The organism is Streptomyces sp. NPDC031554 (assembly GCF_055580685.1).
Window position 1 is genome coordinate 88,376 of the sequence record NZ_JBVIKX010000006.1, and the last position, 15,973, is coordinate 104,348.

At 71.3% G+C, this 15,973-nt stretch carries 16 protein-coding genes; 1 reads left to right on the forward strand and 15 read right to left on the reverse strand.

Annotated elements, in window-relative coordinates; genetic code table 11:
- Window positions 1-86: 86 nt before the first annotated feature.
- From rpoZ to pyrR, 11 genes are all read right to left on the reverse strand, one after another.
- A complete protein-coding gene (rpoZ, locus tag ACZ5FU_RS17690) occupies window positions 87-359 on the reverse strand; it encodes a DNA-directed RNA polymerase subunit omega (protein ID WP_003977348.1) in 273 nt (90 codons plus the stop codon).
- A gap of 52 nt (window positions 360-411) precedes the next feature.
- On the reverse strand, window positions 412-1,005 hold the full coding sequence (gmk, locus tag ACZ5FU_RS17695) for a guanylate kinase (protein WP_451528922.1): 594 nt from the start codon (window positions 1,003-1,005) through the stop codon (window positions 412-414).
- A gap of 60 nt (window positions 1,006-1,065) precedes the next feature.
- Entirely contained in the window at window positions 1,066-1,389 is a 324-nt protein-coding gene (locus ACZ5FU_RS17700) for an integration host factor (protein WP_073493500.1), read from the reverse strand.
- A 279-nt stretch (window positions 1,390-1,668) separates the two neighbouring features.
- A complete protein-coding gene (gene pyrF, locus ACZ5FU_RS17705) occupies window positions 1,669-2,511 on the reverse strand; it encodes an orotidine-5'-phosphate decarboxylase (protein WP_451528921.1) in 843 nt (280 codons plus the stop codon).
- Window positions 2,508-3,614, reverse strand: coding sequence for a quinone-dependent dihydroorotate dehydrogenase (locus ACZ5FU_RS17710; protein ID WP_451528920.1), 1,107 nt, complete (start codon window positions 3,612-3,614; stop codon window positions 2,508-2,510). The genes pyrF and ACZ5FU_RS17710 overlap by 4 nt, the downstream gene beginning before the upstream one ends.
- 63 nt (window positions 3,615-3,677) lie before the next feature.
- Entirely contained in the window at window positions 3,678-6,986 is a 3,309-nt protein-coding gene (carB, locus tag ACZ5FU_RS17715) for a carbamoyl-phosphate synthase large subunit (RefSeq protein ID WP_451780850.1), read from the reverse strand.
- On the reverse strand, window positions 6,979-8,136 hold the full coding sequence (carA, locus tag ACZ5FU_RS17720; protein ID WP_468837591.1) for a glutamine-hydrolyzing carbamoyl-phosphate synthase small subunit: 1,158 nt from the start codon (window positions 8,134-8,136) through the stop codon (window positions 6,979-6,981). Before carA ends, carB begins: the two co-directional genes overlap by 8 nt.
- On the reverse strand, window positions 8,133-8,711 hold the full coding sequence (locus tag ACZ5FU_RS17725; RefSeq protein ID WP_451528917.1) for a PH-like domain-containing protein: 579 nt from the start codon (window positions 8,709-8,711) through the stop codon (window positions 8,133-8,135). The genes carA and ACZ5FU_RS17725 overlap by 4 nt, the downstream gene beginning before the upstream one ends.
- Entirely contained in the window at window positions 8,708-9,994 is a 1,287-nt protein-coding gene (locus ACZ5FU_RS17730; protein WP_468645570.1) for a dihydroorotase, read from the reverse strand. Before ACZ5FU_RS17730 ends, ACZ5FU_RS17725 begins: the two co-directional genes overlap by 4 nt.
- Window positions 9,995-9,999: 5 nt before the next feature.
- Window positions 10,000-10,980, reverse strand: coding sequence for an aspartate carbamoyltransferase catalytic subunit (locus ACZ5FU_RS17735; protein WP_451528915.1), 981 nt, complete (start codon window positions 10,978-10,980; stop codon window positions 10,000-10,002).
- Between the two features lie 82 nt (window positions 10,981-11,062).
- Window positions 11,063-11,698 (reverse strand): bifunctional pyr operon transcriptional regulator/uracil phosphoribosyltransferase PyrR, encoded by a 636-nt coding sequence (gene pyrR, locus ACZ5FU_RS17740; RefSeq protein WP_451528914.1) that lies wholly within the window; start codon window positions 11,696-11,698, stop codon window positions 11,063-11,065.
- A 253-nt stretch (window positions 11,699-11,951) separates the two neighbouring features.
- On the opposite strand from pyrR, the gene bldD reads away from it, so the two are divergent.
- A complete protein-coding gene (gene bldD, locus ACZ5FU_RS17745; protein ID WP_020128858.1) occupies window positions 11,952-12,452 on the forward strand; it encodes a transcriptional regulator BldD in 501 nt (166 codons plus the stop codon).
- A gap of 214 nt (window positions 12,453-12,666) precedes the next feature.
- Here the strand turns inward: bldD and nusB are convergent, their stop codons facing one another.
- The 4 genes from nusB to ACZ5FU_RS17765 form a co-directional block, all read right to left on the reverse strand.
- Window positions 12,667-13,098 carry a transcription antitermination factor NusB gene (gene nusB, locus ACZ5FU_RS17750; protein ID WP_392247415.1) on the reverse strand — a complete coding sequence of 144 codons (432 nt, stop codon included), beginning with the start codon at window positions 13,096-13,098 and terminating at the stop codon, window positions 12,667-12,669.
- 2 nt (window positions 13,099-13,100) lie between these two features.
- The gene (efp, locus tag ACZ5FU_RS17755) at window positions 13,101-13,667 is read right to left on the reverse strand and encodes an elongation factor P (protein ID WP_020117452.1); all 567 of its coding nucleotides are present in this window, start codon (window positions 13,665-13,667) and stop codon (window positions 13,101-13,103) included.
- Window positions 13,668-13,725: 58 nt separating this feature from the next.
- Window positions 13,726-14,832 carry an aminopeptidase P family protein gene (locus ACZ5FU_RS17760; RefSeq protein WP_468837585.1) on the reverse strand — a complete coding sequence of 369 codons (1,107 nt, stop codon included), beginning with the start codon at window positions 14,830-14,832 and terminating at the stop codon, window positions 13,726-13,728.
- Window positions 14,833-14,945: 113 nt separating this feature from the next.
- Window positions 14,946-15,848 carry a Pro-rich N-terminal domain-containing protein gene (locus ACZ5FU_RS17765; RefSeq protein WP_469045593.1) on the reverse strand — a complete coding sequence of 301 codons (903 nt, stop codon included), beginning with the start codon at window positions 15,846-15,848 and terminating at the stop codon, window positions 14,946-14,948.
- Between the last annotated feature and the right edge of the window lie 125 nt (window positions 15,849-15,973).

Below are 15,973 nucleotides of genomic sequence, written 5' to 3' on the forward strand. Positions count from 1 at the left end.
CTCCCGGCGCATGGGTCCATCACACACCACAGGCCCGGCGGTCGCGCCGCCGGGCCTGTGGAAAAACCTACTGCGAGCTGAAAATACTACTGAGCCGGGCCCTCGATGGCCTCGGAGGTCAGCAGACCCGCGTTGATCTCGCGGAGCGCGATCGAGAGCGGCTTCTCGTGGACGTGGGTGTCGACGAGCGGACCGACGTACTCGAGGAGGCCCTCGCCGAGCTGCGAGTAGTACGCGTTGATCTGACGGGCCCGCTTGGCCGCGTAGATCACGAGGCTGTACTTCGAGTCGGTGGCCTCGAGGAGCTCGTCGATCGGCGGGTTGATGATGCCCTCGGGAGCGGAGATGGAAGAGGACACGCTCTACCTTCCGATAGGTGGGAAAAGACGGGGCATGATCACACAGTCGTGATCACACAACATCCATCAAGGCTAGCAGCTCGCGCGCCACGTCCTCGACGGAGGTGTTGACCAGGGTCTCGTCGAACTCCGGCTCGGCCGCGAGTTCGACCTTGGCCGCGTCCAGACGGCGCGCGACGACCTCGGGCGACTCGGTGCCGCGGCCGGTGAGCCTGCGCACCAGCTCCTCCCAGGAGGGAGGGGCCAGGAACACCAGCCGGGCCTCGGACAGGGACTCGCGGACCTGCCGCGCGCCCTGGAGGTCGATCTCGAGGAGGACGGGTTCGCCGGCCTCCAGGCGCTCCAGCACGGCCGCGCGCGGTGTGCCGTAGCGGTTGCCGGCGAACTCGGCCCACTCCAGCAGCTCGCCGTTGGCGATCAGCTTGTCCATCTCGTCGTCGGTGACGAAGAAGTAGTGGACACCGTGCTTCTCGCCGGGGCGGGGCCTGCGGGTCGTCGCCGAGACGGAGAGCCAGACCTCGGGGTGCTCTTTGCGCATATGGGCGACGACCGTGCTCTTGCCGACCCCTGAGGGGCCGGAGAGCACGGTCAGCCGCGGACGTGCGTCCGGGGGTTCGGGGGTCGTCCCCCGGGGTGTTACAGCCATGCAGCGATTATTCCAGCTGTCTCGCCGTGCCCGGGACGCTGTGCCCGGAGCGCGTCGGACTCACTTGGCCGTGTCGCCGAACTCACGCTCCAGCGAGGCGATCTGGTTGGAGCCGAGCCCGCGCACCCGGCGGCTCTCGGAGATGCCGAGCCGTTCCATGATCTGCTTGGCGCGGACCTTGCCCACGCCCGGCAGGGACTCCAGGAGCGCGGAGACCTTCATCTTGCCGACGACGTCGTTCTCCTGGCCCTGCTTGATGACCTCGTGAAGGGAGGCGCCGGAGTGCTTGAGTCGATTCTTGACCTCGGCCCGCTCCCGGCGAGCCGCGGCGGCCTTTTCGAGCGCGGCTGCGCGCTGTTCGGGGGTAAGGGGCGGAAGAGCCACGCCTACGTCACCTCGGATGTCGAACTGTCGGATACGGACCGGTGAGGAACCTGGTGGCCCCACACCTGGAGAGCCGCGAGCAACACCGTTGCCCGTCGACCCTCCGCTCGGAGACTAGCGGCCAACTCCGCCAGAGTCAGCGAGAACAGCGGAAAAGTCCTGGTCAGCCTCTACCGGGTTGGATATTTAAGACAAATTGCCCAGGATTTGAGAATGTATTCAGGCTCAAGCCGGTCCGCGGCCGTCCGGCGGAGGACCCGGCCGGACGGCCGCGGGCGGTCAGGCGGCCTCGACCGCGGCCCTGACCTGTCGCGCGAACCGGTCCGCGGCGTCACGCAGCGCGACCACGTCGGGACCGTGGCGCAGCACGCCGCGGCTGACGTTCGGCACGACGTTGCGCACCGCGGCCCCGAAGACGTGCGGCAGGTCCGCCGGGGTCGCCCCCTGGGCACCGATGCCGGGCGCGAGGATCGGGCCGTCGAAGTCGAGGTCGTACGTCGACAGGTCACCGAGCGTCGCGCCGACGACCGCGCCGAAGGAGCCCAGCGGCTCCTCCCCCGCGTTCTCGGCCGCCAGGTGCGCCAGCATCGTCGCGCCGACGGTACGGCCGTCCGCGCGCACCGCGTGCTGGACCTCGCCGCCCTCCGGGTTGGAGGTGAGCGCCAGTACGAAGAGGCCGGCGCCGCTCTCGCGCGCCAGGGCCACGGCCGGTGAGAGCGACCCGTAGCCGAGGTACGGCGACACGGTCAGCGCGTCCGAGAAGAGCGGGGCGCCCTCGCGCAGGAAGGACTCGGCGTAGGCGGCCATGGTCGAGCCGATGTCGCCGCGCTTGGCGTCCATCACGACCAGGGCGCCGGCCGCCCGCGCCTCCTCGACCGACCTCTCCAGGACGGCGATCCCGCGCGAGCCGAACCGTTCGAAGAAGGCGCTCTGCGGCTTCAGGACGGCGACGCGGTCGGCCACGGCCTCGACGACCGTCCGGCTGAACCGCTCCAGACCGGCGACGGTGTCGTCCAGGCCCCACTCGGCGAGCAGCGAGGCGTGCGGGTCGATGCCGACGCACAGCGGGCCGCGCTCGTCCATGGCACGGCGCAGGCGGGCTCCGAAGGGCTCCGGGGTCATGCCGTCCTCCTCACGTCGGCGCCGACCGCGTCGGCGAGGGTGGCGTACGGGCTGGTGCGCAGGCGGGCGGCGAGGCCCTTGTGGATCGCGCGGGCCCAGAAGGGCCCCTCGTAGACGAAGGCGCTGTAGCCCTGGACGAGGGTGGCACCCGCCAGGATGCGCTCCCAGGCGTCCTCGGCGGTCTCGACGCCGCCGACGCCCACGAGGGTGATGCGGTCGCCCACGCGCGCGTAGAGGCGCCGCAGCACCTCCAGGGAGCGCGCCTTGAGCGGCGCCCCCGACAGACCTCCGGTCTCCTGCACCAGGGCGGGTGACGAGGTCAGGCCGAGGCCTTCGCGCGCGATGGTGGTGTTCGTGGCGATGATCCCGTCCAGGCCCAGCTCCAGGGCGAGGTCGGCGACGGCGTCCACGTCCTCGTCGGCGAGGTCGGGGGCGATCTTGACCAGCAGCGGCACCCGTCGGTGGGCGGCCGTGCGGTCGGCGGCCTCCCGCACGGCGCTCAGCAGCGGCCGCAGCGCCTCGGTGGCCTGGAGGTCGCGCAGCCCCGGCGTGTTCGGGGAGGAGACGTTGACGACCAGGTAGTCGGCGTACGGCGCGAGCCGCTCGGCCGACTTCACGTAGTCGGCGACCGCCTCGGCCTCCGGCACGGCCTTGGTCTTGCCGATGTTGACGCCCACGACGGTCCTGAAGACGGGCTCGCGGGAGGCCAGGCGCGCGGCGACGGTCAGCGAGCCGTCGTTGTTGAAGCCCATGCGGTTGATCAGCGCCCGGTCGGCGACCAGGCGGAACAGCCGCTTCTTGGGGTTGCCGGGCTGTGCCTCCCCGGTGACCGTGCCGATCTCGACGTGGTCGAAGCCGACCATCGCCATGCCGTCGACGGCGACCGCGTTCTTGTCGAAGCCGGCGGCGAGCCCGAAGGGGCCGTGCATGCGCAGGCCGAGGGCCTCGGTGCGCAGTTCCCGGTGGCGGGGGGCGAGTGCGGCCGCGACGAACGTGCGGAGCACCGGGATCCGGGCGACGAGCCGGATCCAGCGGAAGGCCAGGTGGTGGGCCTTCTCCGGGTCCATCCGGGAGAAGACCAGACGGAAGAAGAGCTGATACATGACGATGTCCTCGAAGACCTCATACAGAGGGGGACACCGTTTCCGGTGTCCCCCTGGGGCTTGCTAGTCGCGGGCCGCGGTCAGATGCTCGGCGTGTTCCTGGAGGGAACGCACGCCCACGTCCCCGTGGTTGAGGGCGTCGATGCCCTGGACGGCGGCGGCGAGCGCCTGGACCGTCGTCAGGCAGGGCACCGAGCGCGCCACCGCCGCCGTACGGATGTCGTAGCCGTCGAGACGGCCGCCGGTGCCGTAGGGGGTGTTGACGATGAGGTCGACCTGGCCGTCGTGGATGAGCTGGACGATGGTCTTCTCGCCGTTCGGGCCGGTGCCCTCGGACTGCTTGCGCACGACCGTGGCGTTGATGCCGTTGCGCCTGAGGACCTCGGCGGTGCCGGAGGTGGCGAGCAGCTCGAAGCCGTGGGCGACCAGCTCGCGCGCCGGGAAGATCATCGACCGCTTGTCGCGGTTGGCGACCGAGATGAACGCGCGGCCCTTGGTGGGCAGCGGGCCGTAGGCGCCCGCCTGCGACTTGGCGTACGCCGTGCCGAAGACGGAGTCGATGCCCATGACCTCGCCGGTGGAGCGCATCTCCGGGCCCAGGATGGTGTCGACGCCGCGGCCGGAGGTGTCGCGGAAGCGGGTCCACGGCATCACGGCCTCCTTGACGGAGATCGGCGCGTCCAGCGGCAGCTCGCCGCCGTCACCGGTCGCCGGGAGCAGCCCCTCGGCGCGCAGTTCGGCGACGGTCGCGCCCAGGGAGATCCGGGCGGCGGCCTTGGCCAGCGGCACCGCGGTCGCCTTCGAGGTGAAGGGGACGGTGCGGGACGCGCGCGGGTTGGCCTCCAGGACGTAGAGGATGTCCCCGGTCATCGCGAACTGGATGTTGATCAGACCGCGGACGCCCACCCCGCGCGCGATGGCCTCCGTGGAGGCCCGCAGGCGCTTGATGTCGAAGCCGCCGAGGGTGATCGGGGGCAGGGCGCACGCCGAGTCGCCGGAGTGGATGCCGGCCTCCTCGATGTGCTCCATGACGCCGCCGAGGTAGAGCTCCTCGCCGTCGTAGAGCGCGTCGACGTCGATCTCGATGGCGTCGTCGAGGAAGCGGTCGACCAGGACCGGCCGGGTGGGGCTGATCTCGGTCGACTCGGCGATGTAGGCGGACAGCCGGGTCTCGTCGTAGACGATCTCCATGCCGCGGCCGCCGAGGACGTACGACGGGCGGACGAGGACCGGGTAGCCGATCTCGTCGGCGATGGCCTTGGCGCCGGCGAAGGTGGTGGCGGTGCCGTGCTTCGGGGCCGGCAGGCCGGCCTCGGCGAGGACGCGTCCGAAGGCGCCCCGGTCCTCGGCCGCGTGGATCGCCTCGGGGGGCGTGCCGACGATCGGCACGCCGTTGTCCTTGAGGGCCTGCGCCAGGCCCAGCGGGGTCTGGCCGCCGAGCTGGACGACGACACCGGCGATCGGGCCGGCCTGTGCCTCCGCGTGGACGATCTCCAGCACGTCCTCGAGCGTCAGCGGCTCGAAGTACAGGCGGTCGGAGGTGTCGTAGTCGGTGGAGACGGTCTCCGGGTTGCAGTTGACCATCACGGTCTCGTACCCGGCGTCGGACAGCGCGAAGGAGGCGTGCACGCAGGAGTAGTCGAACTCGATGCCCTGGCCGATGCGGTTCGGGCCGGAGCCCAGGATGATGACGGCCGGCTTCTCGCGGGTCGCGACTTCGCTCTCCTCGTCGTAGGAGGAGTAGAAGTACGGCGTCCTCGCCGCGAACTCGGCGGCGCAGGTGTCGACCGTCTTGTAGACGGGGCGGACGCCCAGCGAGTGCCGGACCTCGCGGACGACGTCCTCGCGCAGGCCGCGGATCTCGGCGATCTGCTGGTCGGAGAAGCCGTGCCGCTTGGCCTCGGCGAGCAGGTCGCCGTCGAGGCGGTCGGCGGCGGCCAGCTCGTCCGCGACCTCCTTGATCAGGAACAGCTGGTCGACGAACCAGGGGTCGATCTTCGTGAACTCGAAGACCTCCTGCGGGGTGGCGCCCGCGCGGATGGCCTGCATGACGGTGTTGATCCGGCCGTCGGTGGGCCGGACGGCCTCCGTCAGGAGCTGCCGCTTGTCGCCGGGCTCGCCGACGAACGTGAACTGGCTGCCCTTCTTCTCCAGCGAGCGCAGCGCCTTCTGGAAGGCCTCGGTGAAGTTGCGGCCGATGGCCATGGCCTCGCCGACGGACTTCATGGTGGTCGTCAGCGTCGAGTCCGCGCTCGGGAACTTCTCGAAGGCGAAGCGGGGGGCCTTGACGACCACGTAGTCGAGCGTGGGCTCGAAGGAGGCCGGGGTCTGCTGCGTGATGTCGTTCGGGATCTCGTCGAGGGTGTAGCCGACGGCGAGCTTGGCCGCGATCTTGGCGATCGGGAAGCCGGTCGCCTTGGAGGCCAGCGCCGACGAACGGGACACGCGCGGGTTCATCTCGATGACGATGACCCGGCCGTCCTCGGGGTTCACCGCGAACTGGATGTTGCAGCCGCCGGTGTCCACGCCGACCTCGCGGATCACGGCGATGCCGACGTCGCGCAGGATCTGGTACTCGCGGTCGGTCAGCGTCATCGCGGGCGCGACGGTGATCGAGTCGCCGGTGTGCACGCCCATCGGGTCGAAGTTCTCGATGGAGCAGACGACCACGACGTTGTCGTGCTTGTCGCGCATCAGCTCCAGCTCGTACTCCTTCCAGCCGAGGATGGACTCCTCCAGGAGCACCTCGGTGGTCGGCGAGAGCGTGAGGCCCTGGCCGGCGATGCGGCGCAGCTCCTCCTCGTCGTGGGCGAAGCCGGAGCCGGCGCCGCCCATGGTGAAGGAGGGCCGCACGACGACCGGGTAGCCGCCCAGCTCGTCGACGCCGGCGAGGACCTCGTCCATCGTGTGGCAGATGACGGAGCGGGCGGACTCGCCGTGGCCGATCTTCGCGCGCACGGCCTCCACGACACCCTTGAAGAGGTCGCGGTCCTCGCCCTTGTTGATGGCCTCGACGTTGGCGCCGATCAACTCGACGCCGTACTTCTCCAGAACGCCGTTCTCGGCGAGCGAGATGGCCGTGTTGAGGGCCGTCTGGCCGCCCAGGGTGGGCAGCAGGGCGTCCGGCCGCTCCTTGGCGATGATCTTCTCGACGAACTCCGGGGTGATCGGCTCGACGTAGGTGGCGTCGGCGATCTCCGGGTCGGTCATGATCGTCGCCGGGTTGGAGTTGACGAGGATCACGCGCAGGCCCTCGGCGCGCAGGACGCGGCACGCCTGGGTGCCGGAGTAGTCGAACTCGGCTGCCTGTCCGATCACGATCGGGCCGGAGCCGATGACCAGGACGGACTGGATATCGGTGCGCTTAGGCACGCTGGCCCTCCATCAGGGAAACGAAGCGGTCGAACAGGTAGGCGGCGTCGTGCGGGCCGGCTGCCGCTTCGGGGTGGTACTGGACGGAGAAGGCCGGCTGGTCGAGCAGCTGGAGCCCCTCCACGACGTCGTCGTTGAGGCAGACGTGGGAGACCTCGGCGCGGCCGAACTTCGTCTCGCTCACCTTGTCGAGCGGCGCGTCCACGGCGAAGCCGTGGTTGTGCGCGGTGACCTCGACCTTGCCGGTCGTACGGTCCTGGACCGGCTGGTTGATGCCGCGGTGGCCGTACTTCAGCTTGTAGGTGCCGAAGCCGAGGGCGCGGCCGAGGATCTGGTTGCCGAAGCAGATGCCGAACAGCGGGGTCCTGCGCTCCAGCACCTCGGTCATGAGGGCGACGGGACCGTCGGCGGTGGCCGGGTCGCCGGGGCCGTTGGAGAAGAACACGCCGTCGGGGGCCACGGCGTACACCTCGTCCGCCGTGGCCGTCGCGGGCAGCACGTGCACCTCGATGCCGCGCTCGGCCATGCGGTGCGGGGTCATGCCCTTGATGCCGAGGTCGATCGCGGCGACGGTGAAGCGCTTCTCGCCGACCGCCGGGACGACGTAGGCCTCCTCGGTGGCGACCTCCTCGTAGAGGCTCGCGCCCTTCATGTGCGGCTGGGCCTGCACGCGGGCGAGCAGCTCGGGCCCGGTCGCGAGCGCCTCGCCGGAGAAGATGCCGGCGCGCATGGAGCCGCGCTCGCGCAGGTGGCGGGTGAGGGCGCGGGTGTCGATGCCGGAGATGCCGACGACCCCCTGCGCGACCAGCTCGTCGTCCAGGGAGCGCCGGGAGCGCCAGTTGGACGGCACGCGCGCGGGGTCGCGGACGACGTAGCCGGAGACCCAGATGCGGCCCGACTCGTCGTCCTCGTCGTTCCAGCCGGTGTTGCCGATCTGCGGCGCGGTCGCCACGACGATCTGGCGGGCGTAGGAGGGGTCGGTCAGGGTCTCCTGGTAGCCGGTCATGCCGGTGGAGAACACCGCTTCGCCGAAGGTCTCCCCCACGGCCCCGTAGGCGCGGCCGCGGAAGGTGCGGCCGTCCTCCAGGACGAGTACGGCGGGAGCCGCCTTGTGCCTCTGCGAGGCGATCCCCTGGATGGAGGTCGTCATCGTGCGCCTTCCGTTTCCCTCTTGTTGATCATGGAGTTGATGGCCTCGACCCACGCGGTGTGCTCGGCCGCGTGGTCCGAGCGGAAACCGGAGTCGATCAGCCGGCCGCCGTGCTCCCAGGTCACCAGGAGCAGTCCGCCCTCGGTGAGGACCTTGCCGGCGATGCCCTTGCCGAGCACCGCCTCGCGCAGCGCGCCGGCCGGGACGAAGAAGTCGTTCGCGCCGGGGCGCACGACGTCCAGTCCCTCGTCCGTCAGGGTGAGCTCGACCCGGCTGCGGGTGCCCAGGCCGTGCGCCACGATGCGGTCCAGCCACTGACCGGCGGTGGTGGAGCCGTGGTAGAGGCCGCTCATCGACAGCACGGCCGGTTTCGCCGGGCCCGGGGAGTCCGGCGCGGTGGGCAGCTCCGGCAGGTCGCCCTGGAGCGTGCCGCGCCACTTCCAGCCCTCGCGCATCAGCCAGTAGACGAGCGCGACGAAGAGGCCGAGGCCGACCACCCAGCCGATCCGGGCGGCCCAGTCGGTCACTTGGGCCGATTCCTTCTCGGCCGCGAGCAGTAGTGCTGCAGATGTCACGTGAGCTTCCCGTCGACGAGCGTGGCCTTGCCCCGGAGCCAGGTGTGCGTCACACGGCCCGGCAGCTCACGCCCCTCGTACGGGGTGTTCCGGCTGCGCGAGGCGAAGCCCGCGGGGTCCACCTGCCCACGGTATGCCGTGTCGACGAGCGTGAGGTTGGCGGGCTCACCAGCCGAGACGGGGCGGCCGTGTCCCTGGGCCCGTCCGATGCGGGCCGGGGCGAAGGACATGCGGTCGGCGACCTGGGCCCAGTCCAGCAGGCCCGTCTCCACCATGGTCTCCTGGACCACCGACAGCGCGGTCTCCAGGCCGACCATGCCCATGGCGGCCGCGGCCCACTCGCAGTCCTTGTCCTCGTGCGGGTGCGGGGCGTGGTCGGTGGCGACGATGTCGATGGTGCCGTCGGCGAGCGCCTCGCGCAGGGCGTACACGTCACGCTCGGTGCGCAGCGGCGGGTTCACCTTGTAGACCGGGTTGTAGGAGCGCACCAGCTCGTCGGTGAGGAGGAGGTGGTGCGGGGTGACCTCGGCGGTGACGTCGATGCCGCGGGACTTGGCCCAGCGGACGATCTCGACGGAGCCGGCGGTGGACAGGTGGCAGATGTGGACGCGGGAGCCGACGTGCTCGGCGAGCAGCACGTCCCGCGCGATGATCGACTCCTCGGCGACGGCCGGCCAGCCCCCGAGCCCCAGCTCGGCGGAGACGACGCCCTCGTTCATCTGGGCGCCCTCGGTCAGCCGCGGCTCCTGCGCGTGCTGGGCGACGACGCCGCCGAAGGCCTTCACGTACTCCAGCGCGCGGCGCATGATCACGGCGTCGTCGACGCACTTGCCGTCGTCGGAGAAGACGGTGACGCCGGCGGCGGACTCGTGCATCGCCCCCAGCTCGGCGAGCTTCCTGCCCTCCAGGCCGACGGTGACGGCGCCGATGGGCCGCACGTCGCAGTAGCCGTGCTCCCGGCCCAGTCGCCAGACCTGCTCGACGACACCGGCGGTGTCCGCGACGGGGAAGGTGTTGGCCATGGCGAAGACGGCCGTGAAACCGCCGCTCGCGGCGGCGCGGGTGCCGGTCAGGACGGTCTCGGAGTCCTCCCGGCCCGGCTCGCGCAGATGGGTGTGCAGGTCGACGAGGCCCGGCAGCAGCACCTTGCCGTCGGCCTCGACGACCTCGGCGCCCTCGGCGGACAGCCCGCCGCCGACGGCCTCGACGACCTCGCCGTCGATCAGGACGTCCTGCGGCTCGCCGCCGAGCACCCGCGCACCACGGATAAGGATCTTGCTCATGGTTCTCACTTCTCCTCGGTGGTACGGGTGTGGCTGACGGCGGGTTCGTTCCCGCCCAGGAGCAGGTAGAGCACGGCCATCCGGATGGACACGCCGTTGGCGACCTGCTCGACGACGGTGCAGCGGTCGGAGTCGGCGACCTCGGCGGTGATCTCCATGCCGCGGACCATCGGGCCGGGGTGCATCACGATGGCGTGCTCGGGCATCCGCGCCATCCGGTCGCCGTCGAGGCCGTAGCGCCGCGAGTACTCGCGCTCGGTCGGGAAGAAGGCGGCGTTCATCCGCTCGCGCTGGACGCGCAGCATCATCACCGCGTCGGACTTGGGAAGCGTGCTGTCGAGGTCGTACGACACCTCGCAGGGCCAGGTCTCGACGCCGACCGGCACCAGGGTGGGCGGGGCGACGAGGGTGACCTCGGCGCCGAGGGTGTGCAGCAGGTCGACGTTGGAGCGGGCGACCCGGCTGTGCAGCACGTCGCCCACGATGGTGATGCGCTTGCCGGACAGGTCCTGGCCGAGTCCGGCGTCGCGGCCGACGAGCCTGCGGCGCATGGTGAAGGCGTCCAGCAGCGCCTGGGTGGGGTGCTGGTGGGTGCCGTCACCGGCGTTGACGACGGCCGCGTCGATCCACCCGGAGGTGGCGAGGCGGTAGGGCGCTCCGGAGGCGCCGTGCCGGATGACGACCGCGTCGACGCCCATGGCCTCCAGGGTCTGGGCGGTGTCCTTGAGAGACTCGCCCTTGGAGACGCTGGACCCCTTGGCGGAGAAGTTGATGACGTCCGCGGACAGGCGCTTCTCGGCGGCCTCGAAGGAGATCCGGGTCCGGGTGGAGTCCTCGAAGAAGAGGTTGACGATCGTGCGGCCGCGCAGGGTCGGCAGCTTCTTGATGGGCCGGTCCGCCACCCGGGCCATCTCCTCGGCGGTGTCGAGGACATGGACGGCGTCGTCGCGGGTGAGGTCGGCGGCCGAGATGAGATGACGCTGCATCTGTCAGGCTCCGTAGGACAGGGGGGAGTTTTCGGGCATGCGGGCGCGTGGGGGCACGCACTCGGGGGCGTACGCCGGAGTGCTAGTGCGATGCGCCCGGGGCGGTCTGCTTGACGCCGAGCAGCACGGTGTCGCGACCGTCCTCCTCGGCCAGCTGGACCCTGACCGTCTCCCGCAGCGACGTGGGGAGGTTCTTGCCGACGTAGTCGGCGCGGATGGGCAGTTCGCGGTGACCGCGGTCGACGAGGACCGCGAGCTGCACCGCGCGCGGGCGCCCGATGTCGTTCAGGGCGTCGAGGGCGGCGCGGATGGTGCGGCCGGAGAAGAGCACGTCGTCGACGAGGACGACCAGCTTGCCGTCGATCCCGTCGCCGGGGATCTCGGTGCGGGCGAGCGCCCGCGGCGGGTGCATGCGCAGGTCGTCGCGGTACATGGTGATGTCGAGGGAGCCGACCGGGATCTTGCGGTCGGTGATCTGCTCGAGCTTGTCGGCGAGCCGGCGGCCCAGGAAGACGCCCCGGGTCGGGATGCCGAGGAGGACCACGTCGTCGGCGCCCTTGGCGCGCTCGACGATCTCGTGGGCGATGCGCGTCAGCACCCGCGCGATGTCGGGGCCTTCGAGGACGGGCCGTGCGTCGGACCGCGCGTCCTGCGACGCGTCCTCGGCCGCGTGCGGGCCCTGCGGGTCCCGCTCGTCCTGATTGTCGTACGTGTCCATGGGAAACGGACCTCCTTCTCCGCCTCACGGGACGGACCTTAAAGGACGTCGGATTTGCGCCATCCACGTTAGCAGGCCGGAGGGACACCTCCGTTCACCCCATCGGCCCAACGGGGTGCGGGTACCACGGAAGAGTCGGTGTGGACCATTCGGCTTGACGCAGAAGAATCACGCTGCGTAACCTCACAGTGAGTGACCAGCCGCGCGGCCCGGAACCTCACCCAGTCGCGTCGACCCAGTGCCGGGGAGCTATATGTCCAGCGAATACGCCAAACAGCTCGGGGCCAAGCTCCGGGCGATCCGCACCCAGCAGGGCCTTTCCCTCCACGGTGTCGAGGAGAAGTCCCAGGGACGGTGGAAGGCGGTCGTGGTCGGTTCGTACGAGCGCGGCGACCGCGCCGTGACCGTGCAGCGCCTTGCGGAGCTGGCCGATTTCTACGGTGTTCCCGTGCAGGAGCTGCTGCCGGGCACCACGCCGGGCGGTGCCGCCGAGCCGCCGCCGAAGCTGGTCCTGGACCTGGAGCGGCTGGCCCACGTGCCGGTCGAGAAGGCCGGCCCCCTCCAGCGGTACGCAGCCACCATCCAGTCGCAGCGCGGCGACTACAACGGCAAGGTGCTCTCGATCCGTCAGGACGACCTGCGCACCCTCGCCGTCATCTACGACCAGTCGCCCTCGGTCCTGACCGAGCAGCTGATCAGCTGGGGCGTCCTGGACGCGGACGCGCGTCGCGCCGTCTCCCACGAGGAGGGCTGAGCGCCGCGGCGACTCAGCAGAAACGTGCCGCCGGGGCGGCCGGACCGAAGGGTTCCGGCCGCCCCGGCGGCTTCGTCCCGGCCCGTGGAGGGCCGCCCGGGGGCCCGTGGATCCCCGCGAGGCGGCGGCGCCACCGGGCCGCGACACACCCGGACGTGCCGGAGGGCCCGTGGACGTGCCGTCCACGGGCCCTCCGGCGTCACCGGTACCGCTCTCACGCCTCCCGGCGCAGCGACGGCTTGAGCTCCTTCAGCCGGCCGAGCAGGCCGTTCACGAACGAGGGCGACTCGTCCGTGGAGAACTCCTTCGCGATCTGCACCATCTCGTCGAGGACGACGGCGTCCGGGGTCTCGTCGACCCAGATCAGCTCGTACGCGCCGAGCCGCAGGATGTTGCGGTCGACGACCGGCATCCGGTCGAGCGTCCAGCCGACCGAGTACTGGGAGATCAGCTCGTCGATGCGCCGCGCGTGCTCCGCGAAGCCCTCGACCAGCTGCATCGTGTACTCGCTCACCGGAGGCTGCCGGGTGTCGGCCCGGGAGAGCCGGATCCAGTCCGCGAGGACCGTCAGGACGTCGGCGCCGCGCTGGTCGCTCTCGAAGAGGATCTGGAAGGCGCGCTTGCGGGCCGTGTTGCGGGCAGCCACGGTTAGCTGTTCACCCGGCCGAGGTAGTCGCTCGTACGGGTGTCGACCTTGATCTTCTCACCGGTGGTGATGAAGAGCGGGACCTGGATCTGGTGACCGGTCTCCAGGGTGGCGGGCTTGGTGCCACCGGTGGAGCGGTCGCCCTGGAGGCCGGGCTCGGTCTCCTGGACGACGAGCTCGACGGCGGCCGGCAGCTCGACGAAGAGCACCTCGCCCTCGTGCTGCGCGACGGTGGCGGTGAAGCCCTCGATCAGGAAGTTGGCGGCGTCGCCGACGGCCTTGCGGTCGACCATGAGCTGGTCGTAGGTCTCCATGTCCATGAAGACGAAGTACTCGCCGTCCATGTAGGAGAACTGCATGTCGCGCTTGTCGACAGTGGCCGTCTCGACCTTGACGCCGGCGTTGAAGGTCTTGTCGACCACCTTGCCGGACAGCACGTTCTTGAGCTTGGTGCGCACGAAGGCCGGGCCCTTGCCGGGCTTGACGTGCTGGAACTCGACGACGGACCAGAGCTGGCCGCCTTCGAGCTTGAGCACCAGGCCGTTCTTGAGGTCGTTCGTGGAAGCCACGGTTGCGGAATCTCCTGGACTGACGTGGACGACCCCGGGGGCACGCACCTGCCTGTAGCTATAGTGCGAGCAGCTCCTTGGTCGTGATGGTGAGTAGCTCGGGTCCGCCGTCCGCCTCGGGGCGCACGACGAGCGTGTCATCGATCCGGACACCGCCCCGGCCCGGGAGGTGGACCCCCGGTTCGACGGTGACCGGCACGCAAGCGTCCAGTTTACCCATGGCCGCGGGGGCCAGCTGCGGGTCCTCCTCGATTTCGAGTCCCACACCGTGCCCGGTGAGTGCCGTGAGGCCCTCGGCGTACCCCGCGGAGTCCAGCACCTGCCGTGCCGCGCGGTCCACGTCGCGGTACGCGGCACCGGGCACCAGGCTTTCGCGTCCGGCCCGCTGAGCGGCGAAGACGAGGTCGTACAGCTCGATCTGCCACTCCGCGGGAGAGGTGCCGATGACGAACGTACGGCCGATCTCGCAGCGGTAGCCGCGGTACGTCGCCCCGAGGCAGACCGACAGGAAATCGCCCTCCTCCACCCGCCGGTCGGTGGGCCGGTGGCCCCGCCGCCCCGCGTTCGGGCCGGTGCCCACGGACGTGGGGAAGGCCGGACCGTCGGCTCCGTGGTCGACGAGGCGGCGCTCCAGCTCCAGGGCGAGATGGCGTTCGGTGCGGCCGACGAGGATGGACTCCAGCAGTTCCCCGAGGGCCTGGTCGGCGATCTCGGCGCCGATGCGCAGACAGGAGATCTCCTCCTCGTCCTTGACCACCCTCAGCTGCTCCACGGCACCGCCGAGGTCGGCGAGGCGCAGCCGGGGCGCGACCGACCGCAGGGCGCGGTGCCGGGCCACCGTGAGGTGGTGTTCCTCGACCGCCAGGGAATCGCCGCCGCGGTCCGCGAGGACACCCGCGGCGGCCACCGCGGGGTCGCCTCCGGAGCGGGACAGCACCTGGACCGCCAGGGACCGGTCGGGCCTGCCCTCGTGGGGCCGGTCGTCGGGCGGGTCCGTGCACAGGAGGAGTTCCTCGTCCGTGCCCAGCAGCAGGACGGCACCCCGGGGGGCCGCGCCCGCGAGGTATCTCACATTGGCGGGACGGGAGATCAGTGCGCTCGCGCTGCCGCCGGCGCTGCACCGTTCCCTGAGCCGTTTGCGGCGAGCCGCGTACACCTCTGACATGTGTCGAGCGTAGGAGGATTGTCCGAATTGTGCCGGTTGGGCTGCGCCGAGCGGGGTGGAGGGAGGAGTGGGCCCGCGCCCCGGCTACCGCGTCGCGACGGCCGCCGGCGTGGTCACCAGCTCGGCGGGCTGGCTATCGCCCGCGCCAGCACGTCGTCCAGGATCCGTGCCGTCGCCGGGACGTCCAGCTGGGAGTTGTCGATGATCGGGAGTCCGGAGCCGTACCAGCCGGCCATGCGCCCGTGGATGCGGGCGACCTCCTCGTCCGCGAGACGGCGGTTGCCGGAGCGCTCCGCGTTGCGTTCCAGGACGACTTCCAGGCCGGGGAGCAGGACGACCGGGAGTAGACCGGGTCCCACGTGCCGCTTCCAGCCGCCGAGACCGACGGCCGGGCGGTCGGGGAAGATCGCGTCGTCGAGGATGCACGAGATGCCGTTGGCCAGGAAGTTGCGCGCGGCGAAGCCGCAGGTGCGGCGGGCCAGGCGGTACTGCGCCTCGGAGTGGTCGTTCCAGCCCGACTGGGGGTCGGCGAAGCCGGAGCGGACCCACTCGCGGACGTCGTCGAGGCTGATGTGGGCGGTGGGCACCCGGCGGTGGTCGGCCCAGAACTTGGCGACGCTGGTCTTCCCCGCGCCGGCGGGTCCGATGAGCAGCACCGCGAGCGTCGTGGCCGCCGGGTCGGGGGCGGCCGGGGCCTGCGGCGCGCTCGGCATGCCCACGGGGCCGCCGGGGGGCAGCGGCACGTGCCCGGTGACGTCGGCGCCCGGCGGGGCGTGCTGCGGGGGCGGGGCGTGCTGCGGGGCCGGGGGGTGCGCGGCGGGCGGGGCCGGGGGTGCGGGCCGGGGCGGTCCCGGCGGCGGGGGGGTGAAGCCCGGGGGCGGCGGGGGTACGGGCCGTCCGGGGGGACCGGCGGGCTGGTGCGGACTCGGGTGGTGCGCGGCCGGCGGCCGGCCGACGGCCGGTCCGTGCCCCGGCTGAGGGGGCTGCGGCAGCGGAGAACCCACGGCGTGCTGCATCCGGTGCCACTCCGTCTCGTACAGGTCCGTCTCGTACAGGCGATCGACGCCGGCGGCGAGGGTGCGGGCCCTCTCGCCGCCCACCGAACGGTACCGTCCCCGGCCGTCCTTCGGTGAACGGCCGG

What these genes read in the sequence shown, in the direction of transcription:
- gmk (WP_451528922.1), bottom strand. Translation starts at nt 1,005, where the DNA reads ATGGCTGTAACACCCCGGGGGACGACCCCCGAACCCCCGGACGCACGT.
- pyrF (WP_451528921.1), bottom strand. Translation starts at nt 2,511, where the DNA reads ATGACCCCGGAGCCCTTCGGAGCCCGCCTGCGCCGTGCCATGGACGAG.
- ACZ5FU_RS17710 (WP_451528920.1), bottom strand. Translation starts at nt 3,614, where the DNA reads ATGTATCAGCTCTTCTTCCGTCTGGTCTTCTCCCGGATGGACCCGGAG.
- carA (WP_468837591.1), bottom strand. Translation starts at nt 8,136, where the DNA reads ATGACGACCTCCATCCAGGGGATCGCCTCGCAGAGGCACAAGGCGGCT.
- ACZ5FU_RS17730 (WP_468645570.1), bottom strand. Translation starts at nt 9,994, where the DNA reads ATGAGCAAGATCCTTATCCGTGGTGCGCGGGTGCTCGGCGGCGAGCCG.
- ACZ5FU_RS17735 (WP_451528915.1), bottom strand. Translation starts at nt 10,980, where the DNA reads ATGCAGCGTCATCTCATCTCGGCCGCCGACCTCACCCGCGACGACGCC.
- pyrR (WP_451528914.1), bottom strand. Translation starts at nt 11,698, where the DNA reads ATGGACACGTACGACAATCAGGACGAGCGGGACCCGCAGGGCCCGCAC.
- bldD (WP_020128858.1), top strand. Translation starts at nt 11,952, where the DNA reads ATGTCCAGCGAATACGCCAAACAGCTCGGGGCCAAGCTCCGGGCGATC.
- ACZ5FU_RS17760 (WP_468837585.1), bottom strand. Translation starts at nt 14,832, where the DNA reads ATGTCAGAGGTGTACGCGGCTCGCCGCAAACGGCTCAGGGAACGGTGC.
- ACZ5FU_RS17765 (WP_469045593.1), bottom strand. Translation starts at nt 15,848, where the DNA reads ATGCAGCACGCCGTGGGTTCTCCGCTGCCGCAGCCCCCTCAGCCGGGG.